This window comes from Chromobacterium sp. LK1, assembly GCF_001043555.1.
GTDB lineage: Bacteria > Pseudomonadota > Gammaproteobacteria > Burkholderiales > Chromobacteriaceae > Chromobacterium > Chromobacterium aquaticum.
Window position 1 is genome coordinate 68,915 of record NZ_LDUI01000006.1, and the last position, 12,960, is coordinate 81,874.

Below are 12,960 nucleotides of genomic sequence, written 5' to 3' on the forward strand. Positions count from 1 at the left end.
CGCCCTGTGGTGGCGGCTTGGATCGGAAAAATTCAGCGTCCATTTGTATATACATTGACGCGCAGAACATCGCGAGTCCGACTGCGCCGCAACATGGCTCCGGCGCTCAGCGCCAGGCCCAGAGCCTGGCCGGCAGCACAAACCGGACCCTGCGGCGGGAGCGCCGGAGTGCGCAAACGCCACACGGCGCAGCAGGCTTTGCACAGCTTCTTAGAACCTGTTTACGATCTCGCGAGCTAAGGCGAGACAAGGCGAGACAAGGCGAAAACGAGCGAGAAAGCGGAATGTACAGATGGTACATGAGCATTTTGAGCTCGGTTTCAACGCCCATTTCTATCCATCCCGTCGACGCGCAGCAGATCGTAAACAGGTTCTTAGAGCCTGTTCAAAGTCTCGCGAGCAAGAGCGAGACAAGGCGAAAACGAGCGAAAAAGCGGAATGTACAAGTGGTACATGAGCATTTTGAGCTGGTTTTCAACGCCGTATCGCCGACGCGCAGCAGGCTTTGAACAGGTTCTTAGCGCTTGACCCGAGTCTGCGAACGCAGCTTGTAGCGCGACCCCGGATGCGTCAGCCGCGCGAAGCTGACCAGCTTCTTGTGCGACCAGGTGCGGCGCAACACCAATAGGCAGGGCTCTTGCGCGCTCATGTCCAGCATCGCCTGCTCCGCCGCGCTGGGCAGCACCGCCTCCACGCTGTGCTCGATATCGGTCAGCGGGCAGTTCTTCATCAGGAAGTCGTTGGGCGTGCGGCTGCTGAAATCCTGTTCCAGATAATCCGGCGCGAAGACTGGATTGACGTAGCGGTCTTCCAACTGGATGGCGACCTCGTCCTCACGGTGCACGATGAGCGAGCGGAATACCGTGCTGCCCTCCTTCACCCCCAGGCGCAACGCCACGTCCTCGTTGGCCGCCACCGCCTTGAGCTCGTAGACATCGGCGCTGTGGCGATGGCCGCGCGCCTCGATCTCCTCGGCGATATTGTTGATGTCCAGCAGCGGCGACTCCGCCTTGCGCTCCGCCACATAAGTGCCGTCGCCGGCGAAGCGCAGCAGGATGCCGGCCTCGGCCAGATCTCGCACCGCCTTGTTGACGGTCATGCGCGATACCTGGAACTGACGCGCCAACTCCAGTTCCGGCGGAATCTTGCCGCCGGGCAGGAATTGGCGGGAACGAATGCCTTCAAGGATGTATTCCTTGATGCGCAGATAACGCGGTTGTGCTGTGGATGACACCTATCGGAACCCAAACTATTGAACGGTTTACACAAGGATTGTAGCCCAAAGCGGCACGGCGCCCCCTGATCCAGCGCAGACAAAACCGGCCGCGGGCATTGCCGCCGCCGCGCGGCTGCGCCAAGATGGAAGTCCGTCGCCCATTTGCGAGGCTCTCAATCATGACGCTAGAGCAATGGTTGCAAGAATATGACCTCAGCCACCGCCATCCCGTCAATATCCGCATCCACAAAATCTGCGTGCCCGCCATCGTGTTCGCGCTCCTGGGCCTGCTCTACAGCGTGCCGGCGCCGCTGAATCCGGCCTGGCTGGCGGTGGCCGCCGGCCTGCTGTTTTATTGGCGGCTGGGCCGCGCCCCAGCTGTGGCGATGGCGGTGTTGTGCCTGCCCATGCTGCTGGCGCTGGACATCATCGCGCGCGCCGGCCTGCCGCTGGCCTGGCCAGCCTTGCTGCTGTTCGCCGTCGCCTGGGTGGGCCAGTTCGTCGGCCACGCAATCGAAGGCAAGAAGCCCTCCTTTCTGCGCGATCTGCAATTCCTGCTGATCGGCCCGCTGTGGACGCTGCGCCGCTGGCTGTAGCGCGCTATCATCGTTTCTTTTGCCCGGAAGCTCCGTATGTCCGCCGCCCTGCCTCCCGCCGCCGCGCTGTCCAGCCGCGCGCCCGGCGTCGATATCCTCGTGATCGCCACCCCGGACTTCCACGCCGAAATCTCGCTGCAGGGCGGACAATTGCTCGGCTTCCGCGCCGCCGGCCAGCAACCCTTGCTGTATTTGTCGCCGCAGGCGCGCTACCAGCCGGACAAGGCGATCCGCGGCGGCGTGCCGCTATGCTGGCCCTGGTTCGGCCCGCACCCCGACGATGCGAGCCTGCCGGCTCACGGCGTGGCGCGCACCCATGTCTGGCGTCTGGACGAGGTCCGCGAGGACGCTGGCGTGTTCCACGTGAAACTGTCCGGCCCTGAGCGCGATGGTCTGAGCGCCGAGATCGAATACCATCTGGGCGCAACCCTGCAGGTGGCATTGACCACCCGCAACCACGGCGACCGTCCGCAACGCCTCAGCGCGGCGCTGCACAGTTATCTGGCGGTGGGCGACGCGACGCAAGCCTCGCTGTCCGGTCTGGCCGGCGCGCGCTGCCACGACAAGGTGGCCGACCGCGAGGGCCGCTGGCCGGACACCGATTTCCATTTCCACGGCGAAGTGGACTGCATCGTGTACAGCGAACGGCCGGCCGTCCTGCGCGACCCGGTCTGGAACCGTTGCATCCGCGTCACAGCCGAAGGCGCCGGCAGCGTGGTGGTGTGGAACCCAGCGGCGGAAAAAGCCGCGCGGCTGAGCGACTTGCCGGACGCCGGCTGGCGCGACTTCGTCTGCGTGGAGACCGCCAACGCCGGCGACGATGCCCGATTGCTCGCGCCCGGTTCCAGCCACCGGCTGGCCTGCCGGCTGACACTGGAGCCCTTAGCCGCCGAGTGCGGGGTATAATGGCAGACCATAGCCGCCGCGACGCCTAGTCCGGCCGGTGGCGTTTTTCAGTTCCGGAACCCCTAGCGATGGCCAGACCAGACAAGATTTCCCGTTTCCTGCCGATCTCCTTTGCCAACGGCAACAGCGTGCGCCGCTTCGGCAAGCATTGCCCCAGCTGCCGCGCGATGGTGGGCTCGGAACACATGGAAGGCATCGCCAGCAAGCAGCAAGACAAGATTTTCCTGGCGGCCCAGGCGCGCTGCCCATCCTGCGGCGCCGGATTTCCGGTGCGCTGCGTGATCACCGACGACAAGCGCGTGCACCGCGTGCTGCTGCCGCACTGGGCTTTCCGCATGTGGCTACACATGGCCACCCGCAACGACCCACAGCCGCCCGGCGAGGACAATTGGACGCTGGAGACGCCGCAGACTCAAGCCCCCCAGGGCACGGTGCTGCCGGACAACGCCTTCGTCACCCGCTCCGAGGAAGTGCTGGGTCGTTTCCAGGGCGAGCCCATCAATGCCTGGATCGAATACCAGGGCCAGCGCTTCGTGTTCGAGCGCGCCGCGCCGCCTAGCGGCGACACCCGGCTGGACGCCAGCGAGCTGCTGTTTGAAGGCCGACTGATCTACCGTCAGGCCTGAAGGCTTCTGAGTCAGGACAAAGAAAACGGCAGCCCTTGGGCTGCCGTTGTCATGCGCGGCCTCGGCACATGTTTACAATCCCGCGCGCAAGGGCGAGACCAGGCGAAAATGAGCGAAAAAGCGGAATGTACTCGTGGTACATGAGCACTGAGCTGGTACTCACCGTGTAACGCTTCACGACGCGCAGCAGATTATGAACAGGTTCTCAGAGCGCCGCGGCCGGGTAGCGCTCCCTCACCCAGGCTTCGAAGCGGCGGCACATCTCCGCCTCCCCCGCCTCGTTGTCGGCGATCAGCTCGGCGCCGTGCACCAGCCGTATCGTTGCGTCCAGCCGCTGCGGATAATCCTGCGCGTATACGCGCTCCGCCGCCGCCGCGATCTGCCGCTCCGCCTCCCGCCAGGCCTCGTCCACGCTGCGCTGGCAGGCCTCGGCCAGATAGCGGGCGTTGAAGTGCTCGCCGGTCAGGCTCAGCAAGGTGGCGTCGTGGCTCAAGCTATTGCCCGGCGCCCAATAATGTTCGGCCAGCAGCGGCCCGATCGCCGGGTTGTCGGTCAGATAACCATGCTCGCGCAGGAAGTGGGCGCGGGTCTGGTACACCGCCATATGCGCCAGCAGATAGCCGTGGTAGGACGCCGCCGACTCCTGGTTCAGCAGATGCGGAATCGCCAGCAGCGGCCGCGGGCCGCATTCGACGCCGAGAATCTCGCGCTCGCAACGACGCGCCAGCGCCAGCACCGTCTCCGGGCTCAACTCCGCCTCCGGCAGCCGATACAGCTCGCGCTCGAAATAGACGACCACGGCGATGGAGCGTTCGGCGAAGGCGAAGAAAGGCTGGGTCGCCTCGATGCGCGCGCGGATCAAGGCGTCCGGCATCGGCTCGCCCGCGGCGTTGCGCGCGTAGCGCTTCAGCCAGTCGGCATCGTTGAGCAGGCTGTCGCAGAACATGCTCTGGGTTTCGGCGTAAGCCATCGAGGTGGGCGCGAACTCCTGCGAGAAGCACGGCGCGTTCTGGGTGACATTGGCGAAGTGAGCGGCGTGGCCGCCTTCGTGGAACAGGGTGTTGATCGCGCGCGCGCCGCTGCCCACCTGGTCCGGCGTGGCGTCGGCGGTGAAATTGATCTGCCCTGGAACCCAGCGGCCGCCATCGTAATAACTGGGTATCGGACCGTGGCAAAAGCCGTTCTGGTACTTGCCCTTGCGTTCGACCAGGTCCAGCTGCATCGTGGCTTGCCGGTATTGCACGCCCAGCCGGCGGAAGCTCAGCACCCAGCGCTCCACCGCCTTGGAGAACGGCAGATAGGGATCCATCTGCCGGGTCACGTCGCCGCTCATGTGGAAACGCAGATTGTAGGGCTGCAGCGCGTCCTCGCTCTTGTCCTCCGCCAGCCGCCGCAGCGCTTGCCGATTGGCGTCGCGGGTGCGCGCCTCGAAATCGTCGAGCACGGCGAACAGCGCCTGCGGCGTCATCTGCTCGTTCTTGCGCACCTTGTATTCGAAGTAATCGGCGCTGCCCAGGCTGCGCGCCAGCGCGTTGCGCTGTTTGACGATGTCGAGGAAGCCGTTGGCCAGCACCCAGCGCTCGAGATCGAGCAAGGCGTCGTGCGAGCTCTTGCGCGCGGCGAGATCCGGGTTGGTGGCCATATTGATCGCCAACATGGTCAACGTCGCCTCTTCGCGCTCGCCGCGTTCATTGATGTGGCTGAGCGCCAGGTCGCGGCGCTTGGCGAACAGCTCGGCCTCCATCTCGATCAGCCTGCGCATCTGCTGCTGCGCCGCCGCGCTGTCGACGATATTGCTTTCAAACAGCGCCAGCCAGCCTTGATAGCCGTGCAGCAAAGCATCGCGCTCGGCGCCGGACGGCTGCTCCCGCAGCCGTTCCAGCGCCGCGCGCACCGCGACCAGCCGTTCCGGACTGGAAATGAAGGCCTTGTACGCGGCTTCGGCGCGGGCGAAACCGTCATGATCGTCGGACACCGCCATATAGGTATCCCAGAACAGGTCTTCCTTGGTCTTGTGCACCGCCAGGTAATCGCGGTTGAGTTGGTCGAACTCCGCGCGCAGTTCGGCAATCGCAGTCATCTTGCTGATTCTCCTTTGCGCTGGCCGTGGGCCGCTTGTGACGGCCCAGGACAGTCTGTTATGAAATTTGCATTGAGTGTGCGCGCCGGGATCGCACCGGTCAAGATTCAGCCGCCGCGCGCCAGCTGCAAGACTTCGCGCCGCGGACCGGAAAACGGCGGCGGCACCACGGACAAGAGCAGGCTCAGCCGCGGCCGCTCGCCCAGCGGCTGCACCACGAAGCCCAGCCGCCGCGCCAACTGCAGCATGGCGATATTGCCGGGCGCGCAATCGACCCAGATCCGGTGCCAGCCCAGCTGGCGATAGCCGAAATCCAGCATCACCCGCGCCGCTTCCAGCGCATAGCCCTGGCCCCAGGCCTGCTCCGCCAGCTCGATGCCGAAACTGGCCTCGCCGCCGCGTCCCAGGCCGCGCAGGCCGACCGAACCGAGCAGCGCCTTGTCCGCGCTGCGCCAGATCGCCAATTGCCAGCCGCGCCGGGGAGAGTCGCGCTGCTGCGCCAGAAAGCTCAACAACAACTGGCCGCTGCGCGCCGGCGTGATTTCTTCCGGTGGGTAATGGCGGGCGAATTCCCGGCCGCTGCGCACCAGCGCGTAAGCGCCGTGGTCCTCCGGCCGGAAATCGCGCAGCAACAGGCGACGGCTATAGAGCAAGGGACTCAGCATAAGCCGCCCTTCTCCAGCCGCAGACGATGAATGTCGCGTTCCAGCTCGACGCGTCGCTGTTCAACTGCTTGGATGGAAGTGTGTTCGCGCAGCCAGGCGCGCTCGGTCGACGCCATGCGGTCGTCGCCAAGAATGTCGCGCAGCAAATGCCGCGACAGGGGAAAAAAGAACAATGCCATGATGGCGGTACCTGTAAAGAACGATAAAGATCATGGACGTCCGGCCCGCGGGGAGCGGGCGAATGTCCGGCATGCGCCGCCGGGCTGGTGGAGCCTGGCGACGCAGCGCAGTCTGCTACCGGGATGGCATGGCGTCAAGCATAATCTGAGCGAAACATCCGCATGACATGAACAGGAGAAACCGGAGCGCCGGCCGCGTCGACGCTCAGCGCCACCAGCCCAGGTAGCGAGCCAGGCTGGTGGAAATCGCGGCATCGGTCAGGCCCAGTTGCAGGCCGACCAGCGCGGCGTAAAGCTGCATGCCGTGCTCGTCCGGCATATAGGGCAGCGCCCAGTCGCTGAGCATCGGATACAACAGCCAGGCCAGCAACAAGCCACCGGCCAAGGCCGCGCCCACCCAGGCGCGGGAACGCGCGCGCAACGCCAGCCGGATCAGGATGTCGGAACCAAAGAAAACCACACTCACCAGATAGAGCGCCATGACGCGCCTCCTTGCAAAGTAACGGCCACATTCCGCCGCAAACAACGCGGGGACGGCCTGGGACGGATGCTTGTTTTTGGGGCAAACAGGGCGGCAATGGCATCGCAACGATGCATGGGTGGCGCGGTGCGGCCGCGCTCGAAACGCTTGAACGACAGGCGCGGGCCGGCTTCGGCTCGGCAATGGGCTGGCGCCGGAAACACTCGGCGCTCAGCCCATTGAGTGGTTTATAGCAAACTCTCCTAATGAAAACAGCCCGCATTTCTTGCGAAACGCGGGCTGCTCAGACGGCGGGAAAACTCAGGCCGCGGCGGCGCGCCGTCCCTGCCACAACTGCAGCAAACCAGCGGCGGAATACAGCAGCAGCGCCGCCCAGATCAGGCCGAAACCCAGCGCGCGGCCGCTGTCGAACGCTTCGCCGAACAACAACACGCCCAGCGCCAGCTGGATGCTGGGTCCGATGTACTGGATCACGCCCACCGTCGCCAGCTTGAGCCGGCGCGCGCCGGCGGCGAACAGCAGCAGCGGCACCGCGGTCACCACCCCGGCCCCCATCAGCAGGCCGGTCTGCGCGGCCGAACCATGGCCGAAGGCGCCCTGCCCCTGCCACTCGAACCACAACAGCGCCAGCACCGCCAGCGGCGTCATCAGGAAGGTTTCCAGCGCCAGCCCTTCCAGCGAGGCCAGCGGCGCCTTCTTGCGCAGCAGGCCGTACAGACCGAAGGTGGCCGCCAAGGACAATGCGATCCACGGCAGCGCGCCGGCGCTATAGGTGATCCAGGCCACGCCGGCCGCCGCCAGCAGCAAGGCGGTGTTCTGCAGGCCGCTCAGACGCTCGGACAAAAAGATCCGGCCCAACAGCACATTGAACAGCGGATTGATGAAATAACCCAGGCTGCCCTCCACCACGTGGCCGGCGTTCACCGCCCAGATGTAGATCAACCAATTCAGCGACAGCAGCAAGGAGGACAGGCCGAAAATGGCCAGCTTGCGCGGCTCGCGCACCGCCGCCGGCAGCCAGCCCCAGTGATTGCGCACGGTCAGGATGATGGCGACGAACACCGCCGACCAGGCGATGCGATGGCACAGAATTTGCAAAGCCGGCACGTCGTGCAGCGGTTTCCAGTACAAGGGAAACAAGCCCCAGCAGATAAAGGCGGCAACGGTGAAAGCGACGCCGCGGCTGCTTTCGGAAGAAGAAACAGAACTCATGGGATATCACACAGCAAGGGAGGGGCTCAGGATGACAGCTTAACCAAATTGCCGCGGCGGAAAAACCGTCAAGTAATCAACAGATTGTTCAGTAATTAAAACAATGACTTTCCATGATCGCTCTATGCTGCGTTGGCACAATCGCCGCAGTCGCCGTCCACATCAGTCAATCTCTTTGACGTTGACGTAAACGTAACTTATAGTCCGATCAAATAGAGAAAAGACTCTAGAAACCAGCCCCGGACCAGGGACCGCGCCGGCATGCCGACGATTAAAAAAACACCGGCTGGAGATGGAGCTCAACCGCTGACAGCAAAGGAGAAGCCGTCGGCGCCACATAGACCGCAAACATGCGGCGGGCGCAGACACGCCGGGCCGCCGCCCCGGATGGAGCCTGTTTACGATCGTAAATAGGTTCTTGAAAGGCGGTGGCACCGGGCCAGCGGGTCTAAAACTTAAGGAGAAGGCCGGCCACACGCGTCCACAAGGCGCAGGCCGGCCCCATCGCCACAAGCGATGGGACGTCCGCCGCGCGGCGCTTGCGCCCGCCGGACGCGCCCGAGAATGACAGGAGGAGAAACCATGTCGATCCGCCACGCAGACCTGGAAGAAAAATACACGGCCCCCACCGGCCAGGTGCTGATGACCGGGATTCAGGCGCTGGTGCGCCTGCCCATGCTGCAACAACAACTGGACCGCGCCGCCGGACTCAACACCGCCGGCTACGTCACCGGCTACCGCGGCTCGCCGCTAGGCAATGTCGACCAGACCATGCAGAAGGCCGAGAAATACTTGAAGGAACACAATGTGGTGTTCCACCCCGGCCTCAACGAAGACCTCGCCGCCACCGCGGTGTGGGGCACCCAGCAGGTGAATATGTTCGACGGCGCCAAATACGACGGCGTCTACGCGCTGTGGTACGGCAAGGGCCCCGGCGTGGACCGCTCCGGCGACGTGCTCAAGCACGGCAACGCCGCCGGCACCAGCCGCCACGGCGGCGTGCTGCTGGTGGCCGGCGACGACCACGCGGCCAAATCGTCCACCTTTCCACACCAGTCCGACCACATCCTGGCCGCCAGCATGATTCCGGTGCTGAGCCCGTCCGGAGTGCAGGAAATCCTGGACTACGGCCTGCACGGCTGGGCGATGAGCCGCTATTCCGGCTGTTGGGTGTCGATCAAGGCGATTTCCGACACCATAGAGAGTTCGGCCATCGTCGACATCTCGCCGGAACGGCTGCAGTTCAAGATTCCGGCGGACTTCCCGCTGCCCGAGGACGGCCTCAACATCCGCTGGCCGGACGCGCCGCTGGCGCAGGAAAAACGCGTGCTGCACCACCGCCTGTACGCGGCGCTGGCCTACGCCCGCGAAAACAGGCTGAACCACATCACGCTGGACTCGCCCAAGCCGCGGCTGGGCATCATCACCTGTGGCAAGAGCTATCTGGACGTGATGCAGGCGCTGGACGACCTGGGCATAGACGAGGCGCTGGCCGCCGATATCGGCCTGCGCATCTTCAAGGTGGGCATGGTGTGGCCGCTGGAACCGGAAGGCGTGCGCCAGTTCGCCGAAGGCCTGGAAGAAATCCTGGTGGTGGAGGAAAAACGCCAGATCATCGAATACCAGTTGAAAGAACAGCTGTACAACTGGCGCGACGACGTGCGTCCGCGCGTGGTGGGCAAGTTCGCCGAAAAAGGCGAATGGGCGCTGCCGCACGGCGACTGGCTGCTGCCGGCCGCCGGCGAGCTGACCCCGGCGATGATCGCGCGCGCCATCGCCGGCCGGCTGGCGCTGATCTTCGACAGCCCCATCATCCACGACCGGCTGAAGTTCTACGACGAAAAAGAAGCCCAACTGGTCCAGCCGCGCGAATCCATCGCCCGCGTGCCGCACTACTGCTCCGGCTGTCCGCACAATACCAGCACCAAGGTGCCGGAAGGCAGCCGCGCCGTCGCCGGCATCGGCTGTCACTACATGGCGCACTGGATCCAGGCCGACAGCACCAAGACCTTCACCCAGATGGGCGGCGAAGGCATCACCTGGGTGGGCCAGGCGCCGTTCACCCACACCAAGCACATCTTCACCAACCTGGGCGACGGCACCTACTTCCACTCCGGCCTGCTGGCCATCCGCGCCGCGGTGGCGGCCAAGGTCAACATTACCTACAAGATCCTGTACAACGACGCGGTGGCGATGACCGGCGGCCAGCATGTGGACGGCTATCTGGACGTGCCCATGATCACCCGCCAACTGGCGGCCGAGGGCATCAAGCGCATCGTGATCACCAGCGACGACCCGGACAAGTACCAGAACGTCCAGGGACTGGCCGCCGGCGTGGAGGTGTTTCACCGCCGCGAGCTGGAGCGGCTGCAAAAAGAGCTGCGCGAAACCGAGGGCACCACCATCCTGATCCACGATCAGACCTGCGCCGCCGAGAAACGCCGCCGCCGCAAGCGCGGCGACTTCCCCGACCCGGCCAAGCGCGCCTTCATCAACCAACAGGTGTGCGAGGGCTGCGGCGACTGCGGCCAGAAATCCGGCTGCCTGTCGGTGCTGCCGGTGGAAACCCCGCTGGGCCGCAAGCGCAAGATCGACCAGTCCAGCTGCAACAAGGACTACTCCTGCGTCGAGGGCTTCTGCCCCAGCTTCGTCACCGTGGAAGGCGGCCAGCTGAAGAAATCCGCCGGCAGCAGCGCCAGCCTGAGTTCGCTGCCGGCGCTGCCGGAACCGACGATTCCGCAGGTGCATGAGCCGTTCAGCATCATGGTCACCGGCGTCGGCGGCACCGGCGTGGTCACCATAGGCCAGGTGCTGGGCATGGCCGCCTACCTCGACCGCAAGGGCGTCACCGTGCTGGACATGGCCGGCTTGGCGCAGAAAGGCGGTTCGGTGTGGTCGCATGTGCGCATCGCCGACAGCCAGGACAAGCTGCACGCGGTGCGCATCGCCGCCGGCGACGCCAACCTGGTGCTGGGCTGCGACCTGGTGGTCACCGCCGCCGAGGAAGCGCTGGCCAAGATGCGCGACGGTTTCAGCCACGCCATCGTCAACAGCTACGAATCGCCGACCAGCGCCTTCCTGAAGAACCCGGACGTGCGCTTCCCCAGCAAGGCGATGAAGGACGCCATCGTCGAATCGGTGGGCGCCGGCCGCTACAGCGAGGTCAACGCCACCCGGCTGGCCACCTCGCTGCTGGGCGACGCCATCGCCAGCAATATGTTCATGCTCGGCTACGCCTGGCAAAAGGGTTTGGTGCCGGTGACGCTGGAAGCGATCATGGAAGCGGTGCGCTTGAACGGCGCCGCGGTCAAGTTCAACCAGGACGCGTTCAGCTGGGGCCGTCACGCCGCCCATGATCCGGCGCGCATCGAGGCGCTGGTCAGCCCGTCGGCGGTGGTGGCCTTCGTTCCACGTGAAACTCCGGACGCGGTGCTGCACCACCGCTCCAGCGCGCTGACCGCCTACCAGAACGCGGCGCTGGCCGAACGCTACAAGGCGCTGGTGGCGCGCGTGCGCCAGGCCGAGGAAGCGCTGAACCCGGCCAGCACTGCGCTGACGCTGGCGGTGGCCAAGAACTACTTCCATGTACTGGCGTACAAGGACGAGTACGAAGTGGCGCGGCTCTACACCGACGGCCAATTCCAGCGCGAACTGGCGCAACAGTTCGACGGCGACTACCAGCTGCGCTTCCACATCGGCGCCAGTTGGATCACCGGCGGCCAGCCGCGCAAAGTGGCTTTCGGCCCCTGGCTGCTGACCGGGATGAAGTGGCTGGCCAAGCTGCGCTTCCTGCGCGGCGGCATGCTGGATCCGTTCTCCTGGCAGTCGGACCGCAAGCTGGAGCGGCGGCTGATCGGCGAGTTCGAGCAACAGGTGGAAGACTTGCTGAGCGGACTGACGCTGGACACGCTGCCGCGCGCGGTGGAGCTGGTGAAAACCTGGGAAGGCGTGCGCGGCTTCGGCCACATCAAGGAGCGCAACTACCAGCAGGCCAAGAGCAAACAGGCGCAGCTGCTGGGCGACTTGAAGCCGGGAGGCAAAAACCGCCAGGTGGCCTAAGAACCTGTTTACGATCAGCTGCGCTTCGTGGAGCGTTGCACGGTGAGAACAAGCTCAAAATGCTCATTTACCACGAGTACATTCCGCTTTTTCGCTCGTTTTCGCCTTGTCTCGCCCTAGCTCGCGAGATCGTAAACAGGTTCTAGGTTGAACAGATTGAAGTTGCTGTAAACGTAGTACCCGAGTGTTCCTACAGCTTGCGGGCGTCGACCATGGTCGACGCCCTCTTTTTTTCCGCCCGTTCTTTCTGCCGGCTGCGCCCAACTCGAATTGGAAATGTCAATCGCATTTTCTAGTATTGAAGATGGTGTAGTGCTGCCAACTCAAAACTCGAACAATCCAATAAGGAGACTTGCCATGCCCCTGACCCCTCGCCACTGGCTGCTGGCTTCCGCCTGCGCGCTCTTGCTCGGCTGCGCGTCCACTCCCGGCAGCGACCGCTGTGCCGGCCAGACCCAGCCGGCCTTGCCCGGCATGGCCACGGTGGACAATCCCGATCTGCTGAACAGCGCATTGGGCCAGCCCGGCAAAGGCGGCCTCTGCGCCGGCCAGGTGCGACGCCAGGAACCGGCGGATCAAACCGTGACGGTCTACCGCGTCTACGACAACAATAAGGTCAATTCGCGCTTGGGCCGCTGGTGGTCGTTCAACCAGCCACGGGGCCCGGTGGCCGCCTACCGCGCCGCCAATGCCATCTGCCCAAGCTGGAGCCAGCTCAACCGCGTGGTGCGCTGCCAGCTGAAAGTGGGCGCGCAAGTGGTGGTGGGACCTGGCCAGAGCGCCGATTGCGCGCCGGACGCCAATTACCCGCCGTCGGCGGTCAACCAGGTCTATATCCCCAACTCCGGACCGGACACATTGTGGGTGGAGCAATGCCAGGACATGGGCGATTTCCCGCCGACCTCTTGAGCCGGGCTCCGGATCTGCAGCGCTGCGGCGC

Annotated in this window: 11 protein-coding genes; 5 read left to right on the forward strand and 6 right to left on the reverse strand. The window is 64.7% G+C overall.

Features of this window, described 5'->3' with window-relative positions:
* Positions 1-517: 517 nt before the first annotated feature.
* A complete protein-coding gene (hutC, locus tag VI26_RS04250; RefSeq protein ID WP_048408501.1) occupies positions 518-1,234 on the reverse strand; it encodes a histidine utilization repressor in 717 nt (238 codons plus the stop codon).
* Between the two features lie 161 nt (positions 1,235-1,395).
* Here hutC and VI26_RS04255 point away from each other — a divergent pair, with 161 nt between their 5' ends.
* From VI26_RS04255 to VI26_RS04265, 3 genes are all read left to right on the forward strand, one after another.
* On the forward strand, positions 1,396-1,812 hold the full coding sequence (locus VI26_RS04255; RefSeq protein ID WP_048408502.1) for a DUF962 domain-containing protein: 417 nt from the start codon (positions 1,396-1,398) through the stop codon (positions 1,810-1,812).
* A gap of 36 nt (positions 1,813-1,848) precedes the next feature.
* Positions 1,849-2,718: a D-hexose-6-phosphate mutarotase gene (locus tag VI26_RS04260; protein WP_048408503.1), complete on the forward strand. Its 870-nt coding sequence runs from the start codon at positions 1,849-1,851 to the stop codon at positions 2,716-2,718.
* 68 nt (positions 2,719-2,786) lie between these two features.
* Complete coding sequence (locus tag VI26_RS04265) at positions 2,787-3,344, forward strand: hypothetical protein (RefSeq protein WP_048408504.1); 558 nt, start codon at positions 2,787-2,789, stop codon at positions 3,342-3,344.
* A gap of 205 nt (positions 3,345-3,549) precedes the next feature.
* Here VI26_RS04265 and VI26_RS04270 read toward each other — a convergent pair whose 3' ends face one another.
* From VI26_RS04270 to rarD, 5 genes are all read right to left on the reverse strand, one after another.
* Complete coding sequence (locus VI26_RS04270; RefSeq protein WP_048408505.1) at positions 3,550-5,424, reverse strand: M3 family metallopeptidase; 1,875 nt, start codon at positions 5,422-5,424, stop codon at positions 3,550-3,552.
* Positions 5,425-5,531: 107 nt separating this feature from the next.
* Positions 5,532-6,089 carry a GNAT family N-acetyltransferase gene (locus tag VI26_RS04275; RefSeq protein WP_053074218.1) on the reverse strand — a complete coding sequence of 186 codons (558 nt, stop codon included), beginning with the start codon at positions 6,087-6,089 and terminating at the stop codon, positions 5,532-5,534.
* Positions 6,083-6,268, reverse strand: a complete 186-nt coding sequence (locus VI26_RS04280) for a hypothetical protein (RefSeq protein ID WP_048408506.1) — start codon at positions 6,266-6,268, stop codon at positions 6,083-6,085. The genes VI26_RS04275 and VI26_RS04280 overlap by 7 nt, the downstream gene beginning before the upstream one ends.
* A 205-nt stretch (positions 6,269-6,473) precedes the next feature.
* Positions 6,474-6,749, reverse strand: a complete 276-nt coding sequence (locus VI26_RS04285) for a hypothetical protein (RefSeq protein WP_048408507.1) — start codon at positions 6,747-6,749, stop codon at positions 6,474-6,476.
* A 300-nt stretch (positions 6,750-7,049) separates the two neighbouring features.
* Positions 7,050-7,961, reverse strand: coding sequence for an EamA family transporter RarD (gene rarD, locus VI26_RS04290; protein WP_048408508.1), 912 nt, complete (start codon positions 7,959-7,961; stop codon positions 7,050-7,052).
* Positions 7,962-8,543: 582 nt separating this feature from the next.
* Here rarD and VI26_RS04295 point away from each other — a divergent pair.
* Entirely contained in the window at positions 8,544-12,020 is a 3,477-nt protein-coding gene (locus VI26_RS04295) for an indolepyruvate ferredoxin oxidoreductase family protein (protein ID WP_048408509.1), read from the forward strand.
* Positions 12,021-12,377: 357 nt separating this feature from the next.
* Positions 12,378-12,929, forward strand: a complete 552-nt coding sequence (locus tag VI26_RS04300) for a hypothetical protein (RefSeq protein ID WP_048408510.1) — start codon at positions 12,378-12,380, stop codon at positions 12,927-12,929.
* Positions 12,930-12,960: the final 31 nt, after the last annotated feature.

What these genes read in the sequence shown, in the direction of transcription:
- VI26_RS04270 (WP_048408505.1), bottom strand. Translation starts at nt 5,424, where the DNA reads ATGACTGCGATTGCCGAACTGCGCGCGGAGTTCGACCAACTCAACCGC.
- VI26_RS04255 (WP_048408502.1), top strand. Translation starts at nt 1,396, where the DNA reads ATGACGCTAGAGCAATGGTTGCAAGAATATGACCTCAGCCACCGCCAT.
- rarD (WP_048408508.1), bottom strand. Translation starts at nt 7,961, where the DNA reads ATGAGTTCTGTTTCTTCTTCCGAAAGCAGCCGCGGCGTCGCTTTCACC.
- VI26_RS04300 (WP_048408510.1), top strand. Translation starts at nt 12,378, where the DNA reads ATGCCCCTGACCCCTCGCCACTGGCTGCTGGCTTCCGCCTGCGCGCTC.
- VI26_RS04285 (WP_048408507.1), bottom strand. Translation starts at nt 6,749, where the DNA reads ATGGCGCTCTATCTGGTGAGTGTGGTTTTCTTTGGTTCCGACATCCTG.
- VI26_RS04295 (WP_048408509.1), top strand. Translation starts at nt 8,544, where the DNA reads ATGTCGATCCGCCACGCAGACCTGGAAGAAAAATACACGGCCCCCACC.
- VI26_RS04275 (WP_053074218.1), bottom strand. Translation starts at nt 6,089, where the DNA reads ATGCTGAGTCCCTTGCTCTATAGCCGTCGCCTGTTGCTGCGCGATTTC.
- VI26_RS04280 (WP_048408506.1), bottom strand. Translation starts at nt 6,268, where the DNA reads ATGGCATTGTTCTTTTTTCCCCTGTCGCGGCATTTGCTGCGCGACATT.
- VI26_RS04265 (WP_048408504.1), top strand. Translation starts at nt 2,787, where the DNA reads ATGGCCAGACCAGACAAGATTTCCCGTTTCCTGCCGATCTCCTTTGCC.
- VI26_RS04260 (WP_048408503.1), top strand. Translation starts at nt 1,849, where the DNA reads ATGTCCGCCGCCCTGCCTCCCGCCGCCGCGCTGTCCAGCCGCGCGCCC.